This is a genomic window from Nonomuraea sp. NPDC049486, assembly GCF_040676925.1.
Classification (GTDB): Bacteria; Actinomycetota; Actinomycetes; order Streptosporangiales; family Streptosporangiaceae; genus Nonomuraea; species Nonomuraea ferruginea.
In genome coordinates, this window is sequence record NZ_JBFAPV010000004.1 from 19,686 (window position 1) to 37,743 (window position 18,058).

The 18,058-nt window shown below is 72.1% G+C and carries 23 protein-coding genes; 10 read left to right on the forward strand and 13 right to left on the reverse strand.

The window, feature by feature from the left end; translation table 11 throughout:
• Positions 1–52: 52 nt before the first annotated feature.
• Positions 53–697, forward strand: a complete 645-nt coding sequence (locus tag AB0K05_RS12430) for a helix-turn-helix domain-containing protein (protein WP_364228878.1) — start codon at positions 53–55, stop codon at positions 695–697.
• Between the two features lie 12 nt (positions 698–709).
• Here AB0K05_RS12430 and AB0K05_RS12435 read toward each other — a convergent pair whose 3' ends face one another.
• Genes AB0K05_RS12435 through AB0K05_RS12445 form a run of 3 tightly spaced genes read right to left on the reverse strand, consistent with a single transcriptional unit; the run spans position 710 to position 2,618 of the window.
• Positions 710–895: a hypothetical protein gene (locus AB0K05_RS12435; RefSeq protein ID WP_148035761.1), complete on the reverse strand. Its 186-nt coding sequence runs from the start codon at positions 893–895 to the stop codon at positions 710–712.
• A 51-nt stretch (positions 896–946) separates the two neighbouring features.
• Entirely contained in the window at positions 947–1,513 is a 567-nt protein-coding gene (locus AB0K05_RS12440; RefSeq protein ID WP_364228881.1) for a YdeI/OmpD-associated family protein, read from the reverse strand.
• 46 nt (positions 1,514–1,559) lie between these two features.
• A complete protein-coding gene (locus AB0K05_RS12445) occupies positions 1,560–2,618 on the reverse strand; it encodes a LacI family DNA-binding transcriptional regulator (RefSeq protein ID WP_364228883.1) in 1,059 nt (352 codons plus the stop codon).
• Between the two features lie 144 nt (positions 2,619–2,762).
• Between AB0K05_RS12445 and AB0K05_RS12450 the strand changes: the two genes are divergently transcribed.
• The 5 genes from AB0K05_RS12450 to AB0K05_RS12470 are packed head-to-tail and all read left to right on the forward strand — an operon-like array spanning position 2,763 to position 7,971.
• Positions 2,763–4,124 carry an extracellular solute-binding protein gene (locus AB0K05_RS12450; protein WP_364228885.1) on the forward strand — a complete coding sequence of 454 codons (1,362 nt, stop codon included), beginning with the start codon at positions 2,763–2,765 and terminating at the stop codon, positions 4,122–4,124.
• A gap of 8 nt (positions 4,125–4,132) precedes the next feature.
• Positions 4,133–5,059 (forward strand): sugar ABC transporter permease, encoded by a 927-nt coding sequence (locus AB0K05_RS12455; protein WP_148035757.1) that lies wholly within the window; start codon positions 4,133–4,135, stop codon positions 5,057–5,059.
• Positions 5,056–5,880 (forward strand): carbohydrate ABC transporter permease, encoded by an 825-nt coding sequence (locus AB0K05_RS12460; RefSeq protein ID WP_364228887.1) that lies wholly within the window; start codon positions 5,056–5,058, stop codon positions 5,878–5,880. The genes AB0K05_RS12455 and AB0K05_RS12460 overlap by 4 nt, the downstream gene beginning before the upstream one ends.
• 5 nt (positions 5,881–5,885) lie before the next feature.
• Positions 5,886–6,779 carry an ROK family protein gene (locus tag AB0K05_RS12465; RefSeq protein WP_364228889.1) on the forward strand — a complete coding sequence of 298 codons (894 nt, stop codon included), beginning with the start codon at positions 5,886–5,888 and terminating at the stop codon, positions 6,777–6,779.
• Positions 6,780–6,819: 40 nt separating this feature from the next.
• Positions 6,820–7,971 (forward strand): glycoside hydrolase family 68 protein, encoded by a 1,152-nt coding sequence (locus tag AB0K05_RS12470; protein ID WP_364228891.1) that lies wholly within the window; start codon positions 6,820–6,822, stop codon positions 7,969–7,971.
• A gap of 59 nt (positions 7,972–8,030) precedes the next feature.
• Here the strand turns inward: AB0K05_RS12470 and AB0K05_RS12475 are convergent, their stop codons facing one another.
• The 9 genes from AB0K05_RS12475 to AB0K05_RS12515 form a co-directional block, all read right to left on the reverse strand.
• A complete protein-coding gene (locus AB0K05_RS12475) occupies positions 8,031–8,615 on the reverse strand; it encodes a copper resistance CopC family protein (RefSeq protein ID WP_364228893.1) in 585 nt (194 codons plus the stop codon).
• A 110-nt stretch (positions 8,616–8,725) separates the two neighbouring features.
• Positions 8,726–9,271, reverse strand: a complete 546-nt coding sequence (locus tag AB0K05_RS12480; protein WP_364228895.1) for a hypothetical protein — start codon at positions 9,269–9,271, stop codon at positions 8,726–8,728.
• A gap of 35 nt (positions 9,272–9,306) precedes the next feature.
• Positions 9,307–9,744, reverse strand: coding sequence for a hypothetical protein (locus AB0K05_RS12485; protein ID WP_364228897.1), 438 nt, complete (start codon positions 9,742–9,744; stop codon positions 9,307–9,309).
• 99 nt (positions 9,745–9,843) lie between these two features.
• Positions 9,844–10,743, reverse strand: a complete 900-nt coding sequence (locus AB0K05_RS12490; RefSeq protein ID WP_271275535.1) for a cation diffusion facilitator family transporter — start codon at positions 10,741–10,743, stop codon at positions 9,844–9,846.
• Positions 10,743–11,132, reverse strand: coding sequence for a metalloregulator ArsR/SmtB family transcription factor (locus tag AB0K05_RS12495; RefSeq protein WP_271275534.1), 390 nt, complete (start codon positions 11,130–11,132; stop codon positions 10,743–10,745). The genes AB0K05_RS12490 and AB0K05_RS12495 overlap by 1 nt, the downstream gene beginning before the upstream one ends.
• A gap of 77 nt (positions 11,133–11,209) precedes the next feature.
• Positions 11,210–11,395 (reverse strand): hypothetical protein, encoded by a 186-nt coding sequence (locus AB0K05_RS12500; RefSeq protein WP_148035748.1) that lies wholly within the window; start codon positions 11,393–11,395, stop codon positions 11,210–11,212.
• A gap of 92 nt (positions 11,396–11,487) precedes the next feature.
• Positions 11,488–11,820: a DUF3140 domain-containing protein gene (locus AB0K05_RS12505; protein ID WP_148035747.1), complete on the reverse strand. Its 333-nt coding sequence runs from the start codon at positions 11,818–11,820 to the stop codon at positions 11,488–11,490.
• On the reverse strand, positions 11,820–12,050 hold the full coding sequence (locus tag AB0K05_RS12510; RefSeq protein ID WP_148035746.1) for a DUF2945 domain-containing protein: 231 nt from the start codon (positions 12,048–12,050) through the stop codon (positions 11,820–11,822). The genes AB0K05_RS12505 and AB0K05_RS12510 overlap by 1 nt, the downstream gene beginning before the upstream one ends.
• Positions 12,051–12,078: 28 nt before the next feature.
• Positions 12,079–13,038 carry a DUF523 and DUF1722 domain-containing protein gene (locus AB0K05_RS12515; RefSeq protein ID WP_364228901.1) on the reverse strand — a complete coding sequence of 320 codons (960 nt, stop codon included), beginning with the start codon at positions 13,036–13,038 and terminating at the stop codon, positions 12,079–12,081.
• A 170-nt stretch (positions 13,039–13,208) separates the two neighbouring features.
• On the opposite strand from AB0K05_RS12515, the gene AB0K05_RS12520 reads away from it, so the two are divergent.
• Genes AB0K05_RS12520 through AB0K05_RS12530 form a run of 3 tightly spaced genes read left to right on the forward strand, consistent with a single transcriptional unit; the run spans position 13,209 to position 16,545 of the window.
• Positions 13,209–13,976, forward strand: coding sequence for a carotenoid biosynthesis protein (locus AB0K05_RS12520; RefSeq protein ID WP_271275532.1), 768 nt, complete (start codon positions 13,209–13,211; stop codon positions 13,974–13,976).
• Positions 13,964–15,433, forward strand: coding sequence for a phytoene desaturase family protein (gene crtI, locus AB0K05_RS12525; protein WP_364228903.1), 1,470 nt, complete (start codon positions 13,964–13,966; stop codon positions 15,431–15,433). Before AB0K05_RS12520 ends, crtI begins: the two co-directional genes overlap by 13 nt.
• Positions 15,430–16,545 (forward strand): glycosyltransferase family 2 protein, encoded by a 1,116-nt coding sequence (locus AB0K05_RS12530; RefSeq protein WP_364228905.1) that lies wholly within the window; start codon positions 15,430–15,432, stop codon positions 16,543–16,545. The genes crtI and AB0K05_RS12530 overlap by 4 nt, the downstream gene beginning before the upstream one ends.
• Here the strand turns inward: AB0K05_RS12530 and AB0K05_RS12535 are convergent.
• Positions 16,496–17,092, reverse strand: a complete 597-nt coding sequence (locus AB0K05_RS12535) for a glycerol-3-phosphate acyltransferase (protein ID WP_364228907.1) — start codon at positions 17,090–17,092, stop codon at positions 16,496–16,498. The genes AB0K05_RS12530 and AB0K05_RS12535 overlap by 50 nt on opposite strands.
• Here AB0K05_RS12535 and AB0K05_RS12540 point away from each other — a divergent pair.
• Positions 17,067–18,050, forward strand: coding sequence for a hypothetical protein (locus AB0K05_RS12540; protein WP_364228909.1), 984 nt, complete (start codon positions 17,067–17,069; stop codon positions 18,048–18,050). The genes AB0K05_RS12535 and AB0K05_RS12540 overlap by 26 nt on opposite strands.
• Positions 18,051–18,058 lie beyond the last annotated feature (8 nt).

The following is an 18,058-nucleotide window of genomic DNA, read 5'->3' on the forward strand; positions in this document are numbered from 1 at the left end:
CGACAGAGAAACGGACTTTACCCCGGTTAACATTCCCGGTTAGATTGATCGGGTGAACTTCCCTGTCGTGCCCCTGGGAAAACCACGTGGTGAGCGCGCGGACGCGGCACGCAACCGCGAGCAGTTGCTGTCGGCGGCCCGCGCCATGATCGCTGAGCACGGGACGCGGAAGGTGACCATGGACGCTCTCGCCGAGCGCGCCGGTCTGGGCAAGGGCACCGTCTTCCGCCGCTTCCGCACCCGGGCCGGCATCTTCCGTGCCCTGCTCGACGAGGAGGAGCGCCGCTTCCAGGAGCGGGTGCTGTCGGGCCCACCCCCGCTGGGCCCGGGCGCCGACCCCGCGCAGCGCCTGATCGCCTACGGCCGCGCCCGCATCGCCTTCCTCCTGGAACACCACGCCATCGCCCGGGCCGCCCTGGACCGCGCCCAGCCGATCCCCGTGGGCGAGGTCGCCATGACCCGGCCCCACATCCGCATGCTCCTCGGTCTGTCAGGCTCGCGCCTGCCCCACCCGGACATCCTCGCCGTCCAGCTCACGGCCGCACTGGAAGGCCCGCTGCTGCTCTATCTGTCCATGGACGAGGATGCCGCGCCACCGGCCATGGAAGCGGCCCACCCTCTGACCGAAAGCTGGCAGACCATCATCGAACGCGTCCTCCAGGTCGATCTTCCCCCGGAGGACGCCGTCGATGGTTGACCGGATGTACGTCTAGCCGACGTCCTTGCAGTACATCCAGCCGTAGTCTTCGACCCAGCAGGGGTAGTAGTCGTCGTACCTGGGCTTCGCCTGTGCCGCCGTGCCGATGATGGCCAGGGACGCGGCGGCGACTACCACGGCTGCGGCGATTCGGCGGCTCGTGCGCGCGAAGGCGCCGGTTTTATTCTGGTTCGTCATGACAGATATCTGATCTTGAAGCCCTTGTGGATCACTTGCATCCAGCTGTCCTCAAGCCGAGCGGTCTCCCAGCGCTTCCAGCGCCTTGGCGAGCCTGACCTGCCGGATCTCCGGGGTGGAAGCCTGGAGCAGCGGCAGGATCACGAGGTAGCGGCCCGTCTTGTCGAGCGCCTCGAACGCCTGCCGGGCAGCCGGGTCGGCGTCCAGCAGGGCGGCGAGGTCGGGCGGCACCGTCGCGTTCTTCTGCGACTCGTACGCGCGATCCCACCGCCCGTCCTCCTGGGCGCGACGCACCTCGGCCAGCCCCGGCTCGCGCATCCGCCCCGCGGCCGTCAGCTCGGCGACCTTGTCGACGTTGACCCGCGACCACAGGCTCCTGGGGCGGCGCGGGACGTACTTCTGCAGGTAGTGGAGATCGTCCAGGCCGCGTCGCTGCCCCGAGATCCAGCCCCAGCAGAGCCCGACGTCGACCAGTTCGTCCTCGGTGACGGACGGGATGCCGGACTTCTTCTTGGCCACCTTGACCCAGACGCCTTCCGCCCGCGTGTGGTGCTCGGCCAGCCAGTTCTCGAAGGCCTCCGCGTCGGGGAAGGCGATGATCTCCACACCGTCGTCCATACGGATCAGGCTAACGCGGGACGATCCCGTACGACGTCGGCCGGCGCTACTCGGGCCGCGGCGTGACGGATTCGCGGCTGCGGACGTGCATCGGAACCCGGTGCACGTCGCCCACCCGGCCGGCGTCCGAGCGGTCGCGGTCGATCTCGGTGAACAGCACGTCGACGGCCTTGCGGCCCAGTTCGTAGTGGGGCAGCGCCACGGTGGTCAGCTTGGGCCGCATCCACGAGGCGATGGGGTGGTCGTCGAAGGAGACGACGGAGACGTCCGCGGGCACCTTGAGCCCGAAGTCGTCGAGTGCCTGGTAGGCCCCCATGGCGATCCGGTCGTTGAAGCAGATCAGCGCACGCGGCCGTACGGTACCCAGAAGGTCGCGCGTGGCGGCGAGGCCGTATTCCGGCTGCCAGTCGGGGCACCTGCGAGCGCCCGCCACCTCGACTCCCGCCTCGCTGAGGGTCTCGCGGATGCCGATGAGCCGTTCCACCGCCGCGACGCTGTCCGAGGGCACGTCGCGCAGGCCCGGCCCGGCACCGATCAGGTGGATCCCGTCGCGGTGGCCGGCGTCGAGCAGGACGCGGGCGGCCAGGCGGCCGGCCTCGACCTCGTCGGGAAGGACGGCGGGCAAGGGCGTGGGCTCCTGGGGAAGCGCGTTGAGCAGCACGGCGGGTGAGGCCGTCATGCTCTTGGGGACCTTGATGGTCCTGGTGAACATCGAGGCCAGGATGAGCCCCTCGACCTGGCGGTCCTGCATGGTCTGCAGCAGGAGGCGTTCGAGTTCGGGGTCGCCTTCCGTCTCACCGATGAACAGCATGAAGCCCCGGTCCCGGGCGGCCTCCAGCGCTCCCTTGATCATGTCGCCGGCCAGGCGTGAGGTGGCGACGGTGTCGGAGATGAAGCCGATCGTCTGGGAGGTGCCCTTGCGCAGGCCCACGGAGACGATGTTGGGCCGATACTGCAACTCGTCGGCCGCTCTGAGCACTCGCTCCTCGACGTCCTGGGAGATGCGCAGTTCGCGGCCGCGGCCGGACAGCACCAGCGAAGCGGTCGGGCGGGAGACACCTGCGGCCTTGGCCACATCGGCCAGCGTGACCCGTCGTGGACTCACCCAGAACCTCCGGTCGTCAAGAGTGTGTTACAGGGGGTTGACATCCTGCGACGCGCAGGATGAGACTATCGGCGCTAACCCGATTTAGCAACGGAGGCGGACGCCGCCCGGCGCCGATCGTCCCAAGCAGCAGAGGAGACGCACATGGCTCGTCGAGGTCGCCGCGGCAGGTCCGGGGCCGCGCTGGTGATCGCCATGGGGACGCTGGCCGCCGCCTGCGCGGCGCCCGGCAGCGACAACCCGCAACCTCAGGCCACCGCCTCGTCGCCGGTGTCCTCCGCACCCACGTGCGGCACGGAGCCGATCACCATGAGCGGCTACTTCGAGACCGGCTTCCCGCTGCCCAAGGCGCTGACCGCCGAGTTCACCAAGCAGCACCCGAACGTCACGTGGAACCTCCGAGAGGACCAGTTCGCGGTGATCACCCAGAACGCGCCGCGCGTGCTGGCGGACAATCCGCCCGACCTGATGCGCCTGCCCCAGGTCTCCGAGCTGGTCAAGGACAACCTGCTGAAGAACCTGGACGGCTACGCGACGGCGTTCGGCTGGGACGAGTGGCCGGCCTCCCAACTTGAGCAGCTGCGCCTGGGCCAGGGCGGGCGGCCGCGCGGCGAGGGCTCGCTGTACGCCCTGGGGCTCAACTCCAGCATGACCGGCGTCTTCTACAACAAGGAGCTCGCCGCCAAGATCGGGATGTCCGCCCCGCCCACCACGCTGGCGGAGTTCGACGAGGTGCTGGAGAAGGCCAAGAAGGCGGATATCACGCCCATCGTCCAGTTCAACGGCGGCGCCACCGGCGGCCTGGCGTTCCCGCTGCAAAACCTCATGGCCTCCTACGGCCCGGCCGGGCCCATCAACGACTGGATCTTCCAGAAGCCCGGCGCCAGCATCGACACCCCATCGAACCTCCAGGCCGTCCAGCACCTGGAGCGGTGGATCAAGGCAGGATACTTCCAGAAGGACGTCAACGCGGTCGACTACGCGACCATGATGAGCCGCTTCATCGACGGTCAGGGCCTGTTCATGTTCAACGGCGACTGGGAGTCGGGCAACCTCGACAAGCAGATGCCGGGCAACGTCGGCTTCTCCCTGATGCCGCCGGCGCAGCAGGGCGGCAAACTGGCCGCGATGTCGGCTCCCCTCACCTTCGGCATCGCCGCGAACGCCAAGAACGCCGACTGCGCCGCCTTCTTCCTCGACTGGGTGGCCACCGACAAGCAGGCCCGCACGATCGGCGTCGAGGTCGGCGGATCGCGTCCGATGGGACCGGCCGACGCTTACATGCCGGACGTCGCCTCGGACCAGGTCACCGCGAGCACTCTGGCGGCCGGGGCGGACATCGCCGAGGACAACGGCGCGATGGACTTCATCGCCAACGCCACAGGCGCCATCTACGCCAAGAGCTGGACACCGCAACTGCAGAAGCTGGTGGGCGGAGAGCAGACCCCGCAGGAACTGCTGAAGACGGTCCAGGCGGACTACGCCGCCCAGGTCGAAGGGAACTGAGACCGGTGATGAGCAGCCGTGCCGGCGCCCGAGCCGCGCGCCGGCGGCCGGTCGTGACCATGCTGGGCGGCACGCGCGGCCTGGTCGGCTGGCTGTTCGTCGCCCCGGCGCTCGCCTTCTACGCGGTGTTCGTGCTGCGCCCGATCACCCTGACGTTCCAGTACTCGCTGTACGACTGGAACGGCATCGGCGCCTCCACCTGGGTGGGGCTGGCCAACTACGGCAAGGTCTTCACTGATCCCGACCTGTTCGACTCGCTCGTCAACGCCTTTCAGCTGATCGTGTTCTTCAGCGCGATCCCCGTCGTGCTGGGCCTGGCGATCGCCGCGACGATCAGGCGCATCGCCCAGAGCAGGCTTGCCGTCGTGGCCCGGACCGTGCTCTTCCTGCCGCAGGTCATCCCGCTGGTGGCCGCCGGCATCGCGTGGAGCTGGCTGCTGGCCTCCACCGGAGTGATCAACCAGTTGCTCTCGCTCATCGGCCTCGGCGGGGTGACGCGGGCCTGGCTGGGTGACTTCGCCACCGCCCTGCCCGCGGTCGGCATGATCGGCGCGTGGGTCCTGCTGGGCCTGTGCACGCTGCTGCTCCTGGCCGGCATGAGCAAGATCGATCCCGCGTTGTACGAGGCGGCCCGGCTCGACGGCGCCGGGCCGTGGCGGGAGTTCGTCTCCATCACGGTCCCGAGCCTGCGCCAGGAGATCGCGGTCTGCGTCACCGTGACCGTGATCGCGGCGCTGGCCAGCTTCGACATCATCTACATCTCCACCCAGGGCGGGCCCGGCAACACGACCATGGTGCCCGGCCTGCAGATCTTCTACCTCGCCTTCTCCGAACGCGAGGTGGGCATGGCCTCGGCCCTGGCCGTGGTGCTCATGGTCCTCGTGATCGCCTGCGCCCTTCCCATCCAGTGGTTCGCGAAGGACGGCGACCGATGAGCATCCCGTGGCGGGAGGCGTGGACCGGCAGGTTCCTGCTCATCCTCATGATGGCGGTCACGCTTCTGCCGTTCCTCAGCCTGTTCGTCACCGCCCTGCACCCCTCGCGCACCTATCCGGCCGGACTGGCCTGGCCGGACGACCCGCAGTGGGGCAACTTCGTGCGGGCCTTCGAGGCGGCCAACATGGGCGAACTGCTGAAGTCGAGCGGGCTCATCGTGCTGGGTGTGGTCCCGATCTCGATCCTGCTGGGCACGATGGCCGGCTTCGCCATCGGCCACCTGCGCGTGATCGGCGGACGAGTGATCTTCCTGCTGTTCGTGCTCGGTCTGACCCTCCCGTTCGAGGGCATCATCACGCCGTTGTACTACCAGATCCGCGACATGGGACTCCTCAACACACGGTGGGCCATCATCCTGCCGCTCATCGGCCTGTTCATGCCGTTCAGCGTCTTCTGGATGCGCGCCCACTTCGTCAACATGCCTGGGGAACTGTCCGAGAGCGCCCGGATGGACGGCGCCACTACCTGGCAGCTGTTCCGCCGCATTCACGTCCCCCTGGCCATGCCGGCGATCTCGTCCCTGGGCATCCTGCTGTTCCTGTGGACCTGGAACCAGTTCCTGCTGGCCATCGTCCTGGTCGACGACCCTGCCAAACGGACGATGTCCGGCGCGCTGGGCGCTTTCCAGGGCCAGTGGGGCACCGACATCCCGCTGCTCTGCGCCGGATCACTGCTGATCCTGACCCCCACGCTGGTGATCTTCCTCATCTTCCAGCGTCACTTCGTCAAGGCCCTGCTGCAGGGCTCGTTGAAAGGATGACGGCGATGAGCGCGCCGCCGCTCTACGGCGGGATCGAGGCGGGCGGGACGAAGTGGGTGTGCGCGATCGCCGACGCCGACGGGGAGGTGCTCGCGACCCGCGTGATACCGACGACCACAAGGGAGACGACCATCACCGCGGCCGTGCGGTTCTTCCGGGACCACCGGACGCTCGCCGCGGTCGGCGTGGGCAGCTTCGGCCCTGTCGATCTGCGGACGGGCTCACCGACGTACGGCCACATCACCGCCACGCCCAAGCCCGGGTGGTCCGGCACCGACGTCGTCTCCCCGCTGCGCGCCGCGCTGCGCGTTCCCGTCGGCCTCGACACCGACGTGAACGCCGCCGCGCTGGGCGAGTGGCGGCGCGGAGCGGGACGAGGGCTGGGCACGGTCGCCTACATGACCGTGGGCACCGGCATCGGCGTGGGAGCGGTGGTGAACGGCCGGCCGCTGCACGGTCTGCTGCATCCGGAGTTCGGCCACGTCCGCATCCCGCACGATCGGACCAGGGACCCGTTCGCGGGCAGTTGCCCCTTTCACGGGGACTGCCTGGAAGGCCTCGCCTCCGGCGAGGCGATGCGCCGGCGGTGGGGACAGCGCGCCGAGGACCTGGACGACCCGGCGGCGTGGGAGCTCGAGGCCGAATACGTGGCCCACGCCGTCATGAACCTGACCTACGCGCTGTCACCCGAGCGGATCATCGTCGGGGGTGGCGTCACCAAGCGCGCCGGGCTGATGGGACGGACGAGGGCACGCGCGTTCGACCTCGCCGCCGGCTACCCCGCGATCTCGGCGCTGACCGATCGGGCCGCCATGGACGAGTACGTGGTCAGCCCTTCGCTCGGCGACCACGCGGGAATCACGGGCGCCGTCGAACTCGCCATGCGCTGCTTCGCGTGACCGGCAGAGCACATCCCACCAGTGAAAGAAGAGATCATCCATGCACTCCCGAGGACGGTCAGGCGCCCCATGGACCCGCCGGCACCTCGATCAGCTCACCGAGACCGGCACGGCCACGGCTCCCGTCATCGATCCCCCGGCCCTGCCGAGGATCCTGCCGGACCTCGATCTGTGGGACCTGTGGCCGATTCAGGAGGAGGACGGCTCACCGAGCGTGATCGACGGCCGGGAGCTGTGGATGGCCCTGTCGGCTCCCGCCCTCGGTCATCCCGAAGAGCGCCATGACCAGGCCCGGATCCGCCTGCTCGGCAAGAGCGGCGACGCGTGGGAGGACCTGGGGAACGCCTTCGCTGACGGCGCCTCGCCCGGCAGCCGTGAATGGTCGGGGTCGGCGGTCCGCCGGCCCGACGGCACCGTGTCCGTGTTCTACACGGCCGCCGGACGGCGGGGCGAAGCACGCCCGACCTACCGGCAGAGCGTCGTCGAGACCCGCCCCGCCCTGGTCGCGGACCGCGGCGGGGTCCTGCTGGGACGAGACGCCGAGCACCGCGAGGTCCTGCGCTCCGACGGCCTGACGTATCTGCCGGCCGACGAGTCTGATGGGGCGCCGGGCCGCATCAGAGCCTTCCGCGATCCCGGCTGGTTCCGCGACCCGGCCGACGGGCGCGACTACCTGCTCGTCGCCGCGTCCACCGCCTGGGAGGACGGCTTCACCGGTGCGATCGCCCTGGCCGAGTCACGGGACGGCGCCTGGTCCCTACTTCCGCCCCTGCTCGTCGCCGAAGGCGTCAACCACGAGCTGGAACGACCGCACGTCATCGTGCACGACTCCTGGTACTACCTCTTCTTCTCCACCCACCGCCATTCGTTCCACCCGGCCGACCGTGCGCCCACAGGGCTGTACGGATTCGCCGCGCCCAGCCTGACCGGCCCGTACGAACCGCTGAACGGCTCCGGACTCGTGATCCAGAACCCCTCCGTCGCACCCGACCAGGCCTACGCCTGGCTGGTGCTGCCGGATCTCCGCGTGGTCAGCTTCGCCAACTACCGCTCCCACCAGGGCATGGACCCCCGATCCGTGGGAGCGGCGCAGGCGCGGGCCGGTTTCGGCGGCACCGTCGCCCCGATGCTCAGGCTCGTACTCAACGGCATGACCACCTCTGTCAGCCCGGTCACATGGTCACCGTCCTGAAGGAGTCGGTGTTCCGATGGACCGGCGCCGGGGCCGCAAGAACCCCGGCGTCAGCCCGTTCACTCCGGCCGCTTCGCCCTGGAACCCGCCAGCCAGAGGCCGACGCCCACCAGCGCGAGCGCCGCGGCGGCCACCCAGATCCAGCCGGGGATCCCCTCGCCGGCCTCGGCCGCGGCGACGGCGGAACTCTCCGGCGCCGCGGGCGCGGTGGTCTCGGCGGGGACGCTCGGCGGCGTGCTCTGCTCAGCGGCCGGGGTCGGCGTGGACGGCTCCGGTGAGGGCTCGCCCTCGGCCGTGAAGGGGATCTCGCCCTCGATCGGGTGGCCGTCGGACGACACCACCCGCCAGGCGATGACGTACTTCCCGGCCGGCAGCGGCTCGGGCACCTCGGTCCGGACGAACTTCCCCTCGACCTGCGGCTCGCCGAGGTCCACCTGCCGGTCCCCGGCGTCGCGCAGGGCCACGAAGGGCATGCGGACGCGGGAGGTGAACTCCAGCTCGATCTCGTCGAGCGAGGTGACGGTGGCGTCCTTGGCCGGCGAGCTCGCCTTCAACGAGTCGTGAGCCAGGGCGGCGGGAGAACAGAACACCACAAGCAGGCCGCATATCAGCGCGGCCAGGATGGAACGTGGCGCGATCGCCATCGTGCAACTCCGTAGGTACAGGCCCGGCCCTCAGCCGGGTATGCCGAGCGGGCGCGCGGCTGTGACGACGCGCGCACCTGATGACCACGGGGCGCCGGGGGACGCGTACGTCAGCCGGCGCGGGCGAGCGCGGGCGGGCCGCGCCGGTGCACCGCCGCCGTGAACTCCAGGGAGCGCCGGGGACCGCTCCGGCCGGCGGACCGAACCGGCCGCACGCACCGGGGAGCCCGTACGGGCGAGGCGAGCACCAGGAGCAGCAGCCGCAGCGGCGCGACCCCCCACAGCCGCAGCATCGTCCACACGACGCTCTCGCCCTGGTGCAGCCACCAGCCGCTGACCAGCGCGAGGGTCAGGTGGACCAGCGCCATGCCGGCGTTCGTGTGGCCGTGGTCCGTGGAGGTGACGCCGCCTGGCGCGACCTGCGCGAACGTCTGGTGCAGGACGAGCTGGGCGAGCACGGTCGCGGCGAGCACGGCTTCCCGCGTACGCTCGCGCCTGTTGCAGGCGAGGGCGAGGGCGAAGGACGCGATCAGGCTGATCACCAGCGCGGACCCCGATATCGCCCCGCCGCCGGCGAACAGGTGGCCGCAGGCCGAGACCACGACGCAGACCGCCGCGAAGGCGGCCGCGCGGATCAGACGGAGGACCGGGGCCATGTGCCCATCCTCTCAGCCGGGTGCCGCGGTCCGGGTCAGTGGTGCTGCGTCGACTCGATGGCGCCGCCGAGCTTCGTGCGCAGGCCTTCCAGCACCGCCGGGTCGGAGACGACCACCCAGCGCTCGCCCACCAGGTAGGTGCCGCCGTACGGCTGGGCGGCGTCCAGCCAGTCGCGCTGGCCCTTGCCCGTGGTGAAGGTGACCAGGACGGAGTGGGCCGCGGACGTCCGGCAGACGGCCTGCCGCAGCTCGTCGGCGTCGATCTGCACGTCGGGGCTGGGGCAGCCGAGCGCGGCGCCGATCTGGTCGATGCTCGCCGCGGTCGCCGGCTTGGCGGCGGCGGCCGGTGGAGCCGCGTGGGCGTGGTGCGCCGCCGCGGGCTCCCCCGCGGCCGGCGCCGAGCACGCGGTGAGGAGCGTGCCGAGAACCACGGCGCACGCGGCGCCGAGCGGCTTGCCGACGAAAGTCTTCATGGTGCGGTCCCCGGGGGTGTAGGCAGAGCTCTTCCATACCGAGATACGCACCCCGGGCGAAGAAGTTCGATCGGTGCCGCGTCCGCCCCCGGGCTCGGGTCACCAGCCGAGTTCGTCGCAGCCGCTGTGGTCGGCGGGCTCGACCTGCAAGGTGGCGTGCGCCACGCCGTGCCGCTGGAGCAGCAGGTCGCGCGCCTGGTCCAGCACCGCGTGGTTGTCGCTCTGGTCGGCGGTGACCAGGTGGGCGGTGGCGACGTTCATGCCGGACGTCAGCGTCCACAGGTGCAGGTCGTGCACGTCGCGGACGCCGTCGATGGCGGACAGGTCCTGGGCCACGGCGCCGGCGTCGATGCCTTCGGGGACGTGCTGGCCCAGCACGGCGAAGACCTGGCGGCCGAGCGAGATCGCCCGGGCGGCGACGAAGACGCCGATGGCCAGGGCGATGACGGTGTCCCAGATGGGCCGGCCGGTGGTCGCGACCAGCCAGCCGGCGACGATGACGCCGACGGAGCCGGCGGTGTCGGCCACGACCTCCAGGTAGGCGCCCTTGACGTTCAGGCTCTCGGCGGCGCCGGAACGCAGCAGCATCAGGGCGACCAGGTTGACGGCCAGGCCGAGCGCGCCGACGACCAGCATCGGGCCGGAGGAGACCTCCACGTGGTGGCCGATGCGGCCGATCGCCTCGGCCACCACGTACACCGACACGACGATCATCAGCACCACGGCCAGCAGCGAGGCGAACACCTCGGCGCGGTAGGAGCCGTAGCTGCGCCGGCCGGTGGTGTCGGGCCGGGTGGCGATCCGCGTGGCGATCAGCGCCGCGCCGAGGGTGACCACGTCGGCGGCCATGTGGCCGGCGTCCGACAGCAGCGCCAGCGAGCCGGAGAGGAGACCGTAGACGAGCTCCACCACGAAGAACGCGCCGATCAGGGCGAAGGAGACCGCCAGCCGCCAGCGGTGCCGGCCGCCCGCGTGGCCGTGCCCGTGCCCGGTGCCCATCAGTGGTCCCCGCCGCGCTCTGGGTGGATCGCCTCGGTGTGTCCGGTGTGCTCCAGCGCCAGGTCCAGCAGCATCCGCACGTGCGGGTCCTCAAGCCGGTAGTACGCCATCCGGCCGGACCGCCGGGCGGCCACGATGCGGTGCGCGCGCAGCAGCCGCAGGGCGTGGGAGACGGCCGACTCGCTCTGCCCGGTCACCGCCGCGAGGTCGCACACGCACAGCTCTCCGTCCAGCAACGCGACCAGCAGCCGCAGCCGGTTGGGGTCCGACAGCAGGCCGAAGACGTCGGCGGTGTCGACCACGTCCTCGGGGGCGGGCATCCGCTCGCGCACGGCGGCCACCCGGTCACCGTCGACCACCTTGACGCTGCACCCGTCGATGGTCAACACACTGTCACTTGAAGAGCTGTTCATATATGAGAGAGTAGCCGGTGCTCTGGATCAGCTGTCAAGCCGTCAGAGGAGGGCTACTCGGCGTCCGCGGTGTCCGCCTCGCGCGGCGCAAGCGCGTACGCGAGGGCGACCCCCAAGCAGAGGGACAGCGAGATCCCCAGAAGGAGGTCGTGCAGGGTGACGCCGAGGCCCATGCCGATGGCCAGCCCGCAGGCCATGCCGAGCGTCCAGTCGGGGGAGGTCTTCTTGTCGTTCGTCATGGTCAGATCTTCGCCGGACGGGGCGGTGCCGAGGTAGAGACCGCGGTCATCGAAGGGCCGTGACAGGTGTCATCCCGGACGCGGGACCGCGGTCACTTGAGGGGGTCGTGGCCCCAGTTCATCAGCGAGTAACGCCATCTGGTCTCCCGGACGTCGCCGGACGGCCGCTGCGCCAGGTGGCGGTGCACGTAGCCGATCACCTTGCGCATGTGCGCGTAGTCCTGCTCGGTGAGAGCCGACTCCTTCTTGTGGAGCAGTTCGACGATCCTGCGGCCGGACTCGTGGCCGGTGGACTCGCCGCCGCCGTCCTTCTGCCCGACCGCCTTGGACTCGTCCGTGTCGAGCCAGCGCTTCAGCTCTCCGGCGGTCATGTTCACCGCCTTGCCGAACTCGGCCGCGATCGCCCGCTCCTCCTCCCCGGTCATCAGGAGCCCTTGTCCTTGCGCAGGGCCGACGGCTTGTGCACGGCCTTCTTGCCGCTCTTCTCGCTGCGCACCACGTACTGGGGCTCGTCGGGCGAGGCGGCCACGGTACGGCCGGCCTCCTTCTCCCGTTTGGTGATCTTCTTCTCGACCTTGCCGTGGGCGGTGGAACCGTGGCTGCGCCAGGTGACCTCGTCGCCCACCGACGGGTCCTTCTTCCGCTTATCGGCCATGACCTGCGCATACCCGGGCCCGCGCACGTCACACGACATGGTTGCGCAGGCCCAGCTCGTCCGGATACGGGAGGAAGTACGTCTGGTTCTGGACGTAGGTGGCGGCTTCGCCGCGGGCGTGGTGGCGCAGCAGGGCGAGCGGCACGCTGAGCGCCACCCGGCGCTCCTGGTAGGAGGCGATGACCTCGGCCAGGTCGGCCCGGCGGACCGGGTCGAGCTCGTCGCCGAGCATGCCGAGGCAGTGCTGCAGGACGTTGACGTTGCGCCCGACCGACGCCTTGACCGCCATCGCGGTGCGGAACGCGGTGCCGTACACGCCGGCGAGCTCCTCGCGCGGGCGCGTGCCCGCCTCCGCGACCAGGCGGCCGGTCTCGCGGTAGCCCTCGGTGGAGTGCGCGAGCAGCTGCATCTTGTGCCGGGACTGGAAGGCCACCAGGTCGCGCGGCCGCCAGTCGCTCCGCAGCAGCTCGCGCAGGCGCGCGTGGGCGAAGATCCGCTCGGTGAACGCCTCCCGCAGGACGGCGTCACGGAGCCGGCCCTCGTCCTCCACGGGCAGCAGGGGATGGCTCTCGATCACCGCGTCGGCGAACAGGCCCCGGTTCTGCCGGGTCACCATCGTCTCCCCGTCGTAGAGCGGGATGCCGTGGATGCCGCAGCTCGGGCTCTTCGCCTTGAACACGTACCCGTCGACGTCCAGCCCGGCGGACCGCTCGGCAGCCAGCCCGGTCATGGCGGGCGTGAGGTCACGGCCGGTGTTCCTGGTCATGAGCCGGGGGCCACTGGGGGAGCGTTCGAGCCGCAGCGACTCGCGGGGCGTGCCGAGGCCGATCTCCATCTCCGGGCAGATCGGCACCCAGTCCACGAACGGCGCCAGCTCGTCGGTGAGGTAGCGGGCGCGGCTGTGGTTGCCGTTGTGCCGTACGCGCGCGCCGAGCAGGCAGCTCGACACCGCCACCCGCGGCCTGCCCAGGCACTGGTCCTCAACCATGCCCCACAGCTGCCCACAACGGGTCGCCGCACGCCACCCGCAGGCCGGCGTCGGACCTGGTCACAGCGGCGCGGGGAAATCTTGTCCCGATGCTCGGACCGCCATGGCGCTCGTTTGGGACGCCATCGGGCACGTGCATCCGTGATCGCGACGGCTTCGAAAGACAGTGTGTGGAACAGACGAGAAGCGAACAGGCGGGGCGCGTGGCCCTCGGGCCGGCCCGCGCCCTGGGAGTCCTGTCCCTGCTGGCCATGGTCGGCCTCCAGGTGGCGTCCGGGCTGGCCGCGCGGCCGGAACGGTTCACCGGGCTGATCGTGGCGCTGCTCGCCGCGTCCGCCGTCGCCTTCGCCGCCGGCGCGTGGGGGACGCGCCGGGCGCTGGCCGCGTTCGGGGCGGCCGTGCTGACCGGGTACGCGGCCGAGGTGGTCGGGGTGCTGACCGGGTTCCCGTTCGGCGAGTACGCCTACAGCGACGTGCTGTGGCCCCAGGTGGGCGGCGTGCCCGTCGTGGTGGCGATGGCGTGGGGCGGCATGGGGCTCGCCGCGTACGCGGTCGCCGCCACCCTCTTCGGCGGCTGGGCGCGCGTCTGCGCGGGCGCGGCCGCGCTGACGGCGTGGGACCTGTTCCTCGACCCGCAGATGGTCCGACTCGGCCTGTGGACGTGGGCGGCGGACGACGGCTTCTACCGGGGCATCCCGTTGAGCAACTTCGCCGGCTGGCTGCTGGTGTCGGCCCTGGTCATGCTGGTCGTCGGGCGCGTCGCCGGCGACGCCGCGCCGGGGCGAGGGCTGCTCGCGGTCTACACGGTCATGGCGGTCATGGAGACGATCGCCTTCGCCGCGGTGTTCGACCCGACCGACCCGCTGGTGGCGGCGGCCGGCGGGATCACGATGGGCGCGTTCGCCGCGCCGGCCTGGAGGCGGTCATGGCAGAGGTGACGGTGGTCGGCGGCGGCGTGGGCGGCATGGCGTGCGCGCTGCTGCTGGCCCGGCGGGGGCACGAGGTCCGGCTGTACGAGCAGCTGCCCCGGCTGGGCGGCAAGCTGGCCGAGCATCGCCGTGACGGGTTCGCCTTCTCCCTGGGGCCGTCGCTGCTGACCATGCCCGGCCTCTTCCGCGAGCTGGGCCTGGACCGCGAGCTGATCGAACCTGACCCGCTGTGCCGGTACCGGTTCGCCGACGGCACGGTGCTGGACGCCCGGCGCGACCCCGGGCGCATGGCCGCGGAGGTGGAGCGGCTGGCCCCCGGCGAGGGGCGGGCCTGGCGGGCCTTCCACGGCTGGGCCAGGGGCGCCCTGGAGGCGGCGGACCGGACCGTGTTCGCCGGGCCGCTGATCCGGCGCCCCGGTGAGGCCCGGCTGTCCGACCTGCTGGCCGTGGCGCCCGCGCGCACCCTCGACGGGCTGGCCCGCCGCTACTTCCGTGACGCCAGGCTGCGGCAGTACGTCGGCCGCTACGCCACCTACGCCGGGTCCAGCCCGTACCGCGCGCCCGCCGCGCTGGGGTGCGTCCCCGCGCTGGAGCACGGGCAGGGCGTCTGGTACGCGCCGGGCGGCCTGGCCCGGCTGGCCGACGACCTGGGTCTGCTGCTGAAGGCGGCGGGGGTGCAGGTGTTCCTGTCCGAGCCGGTCGCGGCGGTCGAGGCCGGTGGCTCCGCCGTCACGGGGGTCCGGCTGGCGAGCGGGGAGAGGGTCCGGTCGGACGTCGTGGTGGCCAACACCGACGCCGCCGCGCTGTACGGCCGCCTGCTGCCCGACCGTGGGCGGCTGCGCAGGATCGCCCGGCTGGGGCGCTCGTCGTCGGCGCTGCTGGTGCTGGCCGGCGTGGAGGGGCGCACGCCCGGCCTGCCGCACCATGCGGTGCTGTTCTCGGCCGACTACGAACGGGAGTTCGCCGACGTCTTCGAACGGGGGAACCCGCCGCTCGACCCGACGATCTACGTCGGCTGCTCGGCCGTGGACGACCCCTCGCAGGCCCCGGTGGACGCGGAGAACTGGACGATGCTGGTCAACGTGCCCGCCCGCGATCCCGGCCGGTGGCCGATCAGCGTGGCGGCGTACCGGGATCTGGTGCTGGAGCGGCTGGCCGAGCGCGGCCACGACCTGGCGGGCCGGTTGCGCTTCGCCGACGTCTTCACCCCGGCGGACCTGCGCGACCGCTACGGGGCTTGGGGCGGCGCCATCTACGGCAGCGCCTACCGGGGCAGGCTGTCGGCCTTCCTGCGCCCCGGCAACCGCGGCCCCCGGCGCGGCCTGTACCTGGTCGGCGGCTCCGCGCACCCGGGCGGCGGGCTGCCCATGGTGACACTGGGCGCCCGCATCGTGGCCGACCTGGTGGCCCAGGACTTCCGCACCGGGCGGCCCACGGCGAGCGACGTGCGAGGTGGTTCCCGATGAGGTCGCTCACGGTCGTGCAGGCGGTCGCCGCCGGGGTGGCGCTCGCCAGGCTCGCGCGGGGGCGGCGGCGGCTTCCGCCGCTCCGGCCGCGCCGGGACGCGGGCGTGACGATCTCCGTGGTGATCCCGGCGCGCGACGAGGAAGCCAGGATCGGGCCGTGCCTGCGGGCCGCGCTCTCCGACCCCGCCGTCACCGAGGTGATCGTGGTCGACGACGGCTCCCGCGACGGTACGGCCGAGGTGGCGGCAGCGGCCGGGGCCAAGGTCGTCACCGGCGAGCCGCTGCCCGGCGGGTGGGTGGGCAAGCAGTGGGCGCTGCGCCAGGGGGTGGCGGCGGCCGGCGGCGAGGTCGTGGTCACCCTGGACGCCGACGCCCGGCCGGGGCCCGGCCTGTTCGGCGCGCTGGCGGCCACGCTGGAGCGGTACGACCTGGTGAGCGCCGGCCCCCGGTTCGTCTGCGACGGCGTGCTCGAACAGGCCCTGCACGCCTCCATGCTGGCGACGCTGGTCTACCGGTTCGGGCCCGTCGGCCCGGCGAGCCCGCCGCCGCCGCACCGCGCCGTCGCCAACGGCCAGTGCATGGCCTTCCGGCGCGCCCGGATGGCAGAAGCGGACGGGTTCGCGCTGGTACGCGACCGGATGACCGACGACGTGGCGCTGGCCAGGCGCCTGGCGGGGCAGGGCTGGACGGTCGGCTTCCTGGACGCGGGCGGCCTGCTGGAGGTCGACATGCACGACTCGGTAGGCGAGCTGTGGCGGGAGTGGGGCCGCTCGCTCCCGCTGCGCGACGTCACGGGCCCCGGCTGGCAGGCGGCCGACCTGGCCGTCATCTGGCTGACCGGGGCGCTGCCGGTGCTCCGACTGGCGGTCGGCCGCCCCACCCGTCTGGACACGGCGCTGCTGGCGGCGCGGCTGCTGCTCACAGGCGCGCTGCGCGGCAGCTACCGCGCCCCCGGCCTGGGCCTGCTGCTGTCGCCGCTGCTCGACCCCGCCGCCGCGTTCCGGCTCACCCAGGCGACGCTGCGTCCCGTACGGACCTGGCGCGGTCGTACGTACCCGGAGGTCAGCGGCGGCGCTCGGCGAGCGCGGCCTGGCCGAAGCGCAGCCCGATGAGGCACATCAGCCCCCCGGTGGCCGCCACCAGCTCCACGGGCGCGAACAGCAGTTGCAGCACCGGCACGCCGAACACCGCCAGGCGCGCCCCCACCGCGAACGAGCGCAGCGCCACGGCGGTGACCACCAGCGCCGTCACCGCCAGCACGAACGCCGGAGGACAGATGACCGCGACGCCCCCCGCGAAGGTCAGGATCGAACGGCCGCCGCGGAAGCCGGCGAAGATCGGCCAAGCGTGCCCCGCCATGGCCGCCGCCACCGCCAGGTACACCGGCAGCGCGCTCGCCCCGGTGACGACGCCGAGCGCGGTGGTGTGGACGCCGCTGACCAGGAGCGCCACGAGGGCGGCCAGCGCGCCCTTGAGCGTGTCACCGGCGAACACCGGCACGGCGGCCCGCAGGCCGAGCTGCTCCTTGACGTTCCAGTACCCGGGGTTGCGGTCGCCGACGTCGCGCGGGTCCACGCCGTGCGCCCGCGCCACCAGGACCGCCACCGGCACCGAGCCGAGCAGGTAGCCGGCCATGACCGACACCACCACCTCAACCATCGCGTCGTTCCACCTCATCCGGTACGACAGCGCCCGCGCGATGCGGCACATGGCCTTCGACCGGCCGTTGTTGCGGCGCACCGGCGGGCTGCTGTTCTGGCGGCTGCTCGGCACCGGCCGCGGCCGGGCCATGTCCCTCGGCGCCGACCTGCGCCGGTGGGCGCTGTTCGCGGTCTGGCGCGGCGAGGACGATCTGGACGAGTTCCTGCGCGCCTCGCCGATCGCGGCCCGCTGGCGGGCTGAGGCGTCCGAATACTGGCAGGCGCGGCTGTCCCCGATGGCCTCGCGCGGCGCCTGGTCGGGCCGCGACCCCTTCGCCCCGCCCCCGCCCCTCAAGCCCAGCGAAACCCCCAGGGGGCCGTCCAAGCCTACGGCGCACACCGGCGACACCCCCGGGGACTCCCACAGGGCCGAGCGGGTTCGGGGTATGGGCGGGTCTTACAGGTCCGGGGCTACTGGCGACATCCCGGGGGAGCCCCTCAGGTCCGAGCGGGTCCAGGGTGTGGGTGGATTCCTGGGGTCCGGTGTGCCTGGCGACGCCCCAAGGAAGCCCCTTAGGGGCGAGGCGACCGGGGTACTTTTCGAGGCTCCGGGGGCCTTCGGGGCGGGCGCGGCGCGCCGGGGTGGCGGGCCGGTGGCGGTGCTCACGAGGGCGTCGATCCGGCCTCGCCGCCTGGTCGCGTTCTACCGGTCGGTGCCGCCGGTCGACGAGTTGCTGCGGCGGCAGGACGGCTGCCTGGCCTCGATCGGCATCGGCGAGTGGCCGCTGGCCCGGCAGGCGACCTTCTCGCTCTGGCGCGACCGCGAGGCGGTGCGCGCCTTCGCCTACCGGGGCGAGGCGCACCGGCGGGTCATCGAGCGCGTGCGGGCCGACGACTGGTACGCGGAGGAGCTGTTCGCCCGCTTCACCCCGTACGCCAGTGAGGGCACCTGGGACGGAGCCGATCCGTTGCGCTGAGGACGTCA

Excerpts from the sequence above, each read along its gene's own strand:
- AB0K05_RS12435 (WP_148035761.1), bottom strand. The coding sequence starts at position 895 with ATGACGAACCAGAATAAAACCGGCGCCTTCGCGCGCACGAGCCGCCGA.
- AB0K05_RS12440 (WP_364228881.1), bottom strand. The coding sequence starts at position 1,513 with ATGGACGACGGTGTGGAGATCATCGCCTTCCCCGACGCGGAGGCCTTC.
- AB0K05_RS12450 (WP_364228885.1), top strand. The coding sequence starts at position 2,763 with ATGGCTCGTCGAGGTCGCCGCGGCAGGTCCGGGGCCGCGCTGGTGATC.
- AB0K05_RS12455 (WP_148035757.1), top strand. The coding sequence starts at position 4,133 with ATGAGCAGCCGTGCCGGCGCCCGAGCCGCGCGCCGGCGGCCGGTCGTG.
- AB0K05_RS12460 (WP_364228887.1), top strand. The coding sequence starts at position 5,056 with ATGAGCATCCCGTGGCGGGAGGCGTGGACCGGCAGGTTCCTGCTCATC.
- AB0K05_RS12465 (WP_364228889.1), top strand. The coding sequence starts at position 5,886 with ATGAGCGCGCCGCCGCTCTACGGCGGGATCGAGGCGGGCGGGACGAAG.
- AB0K05_RS12470 (WP_364228891.1), top strand. The coding sequence starts at position 6,820 with ATGCACTCCCGAGGACGGTCAGGCGCCCCATGGACCCGCCGGCACCTC.
- AB0K05_RS12475 (WP_364228893.1), bottom strand. The coding sequence starts at position 8,615 with ATGGCGATCGCGCCACGTTCCATCCTGGCCGCGCTGATATGCGGCCTG.
- AB0K05_RS12480 (WP_364228895.1), bottom strand. The coding sequence starts at position 9,271 with ATGGCCCCGGTCCTCCGTCTGATCCGCGCGGCCGCCTTCGCGGCGGTC.
- AB0K05_RS12485 (WP_364228897.1), bottom strand. The coding sequence starts at position 9,744 with ATGAAGACTTTCGTCGGCAAGCCGCTCGGCGCCGCGTGCGCCGTGGTT.
- AB0K05_RS12490 (WP_271275535.1), bottom strand. The coding sequence starts at position 10,743 with ATGGGCACCGGGCACGGGCACGGCCACGCGGGCGGCCGGCACCGCTGG.
- AB0K05_RS12500 (WP_148035748.1), bottom strand. The coding sequence starts at position 11,395 with ATGACGAACGACAAGAAGACCTCCCCCGACTGGACGCTCGGCATGGCC.
- AB0K05_RS12505 (WP_148035747.1), bottom strand. The coding sequence starts at position 11,820 with ATGACCGGGGAGGAGGAGCGGGCGATCGCGGCCGAGTTCGGCAAGGCG.
- AB0K05_RS12510 (WP_148035746.1), bottom strand. The coding sequence starts at position 12,050 with ATGGCCGATAAGCGGAAGAAGGACCCGTCGGTGGGCGACGAGGTCACC.
- AB0K05_RS12515 (WP_364228901.1), bottom strand. The coding sequence starts at position 13,038 with ATGGTTGAGGACCAGTGCCTGGGCAGGCCGCGGGTGGCGGTGTCGAGC.
- crtI (WP_364228903.1), top strand. The coding sequence starts at position 13,964 with ATGGCAGAGGTGACGGTGGTCGGCGGCGGCGTGGGCGGCATGGCGTGC.
- AB0K05_RS12530 (WP_364228905.1), top strand. The coding sequence starts at position 15,430 with ATGAGGTCGCTCACGGTCGTGCAGGCGGTCGCCGCCGGGGTGGCGCTC.
- AB0K05_RS12540 (WP_364228909.1), top strand. The coding sequence starts at position 17,067 with ATGACCGACACCACCACCTCAACCATCGCGTCGTTCCACCTCATCCGG.
- AB0K05_RS12535 (WP_364228907.1), bottom strand. The coding sequence starts at position 17,092 with ATGGTTGAGGTGGTGGTGTCGGTCATGGCCGGCTACCTGCTCGGCTCG.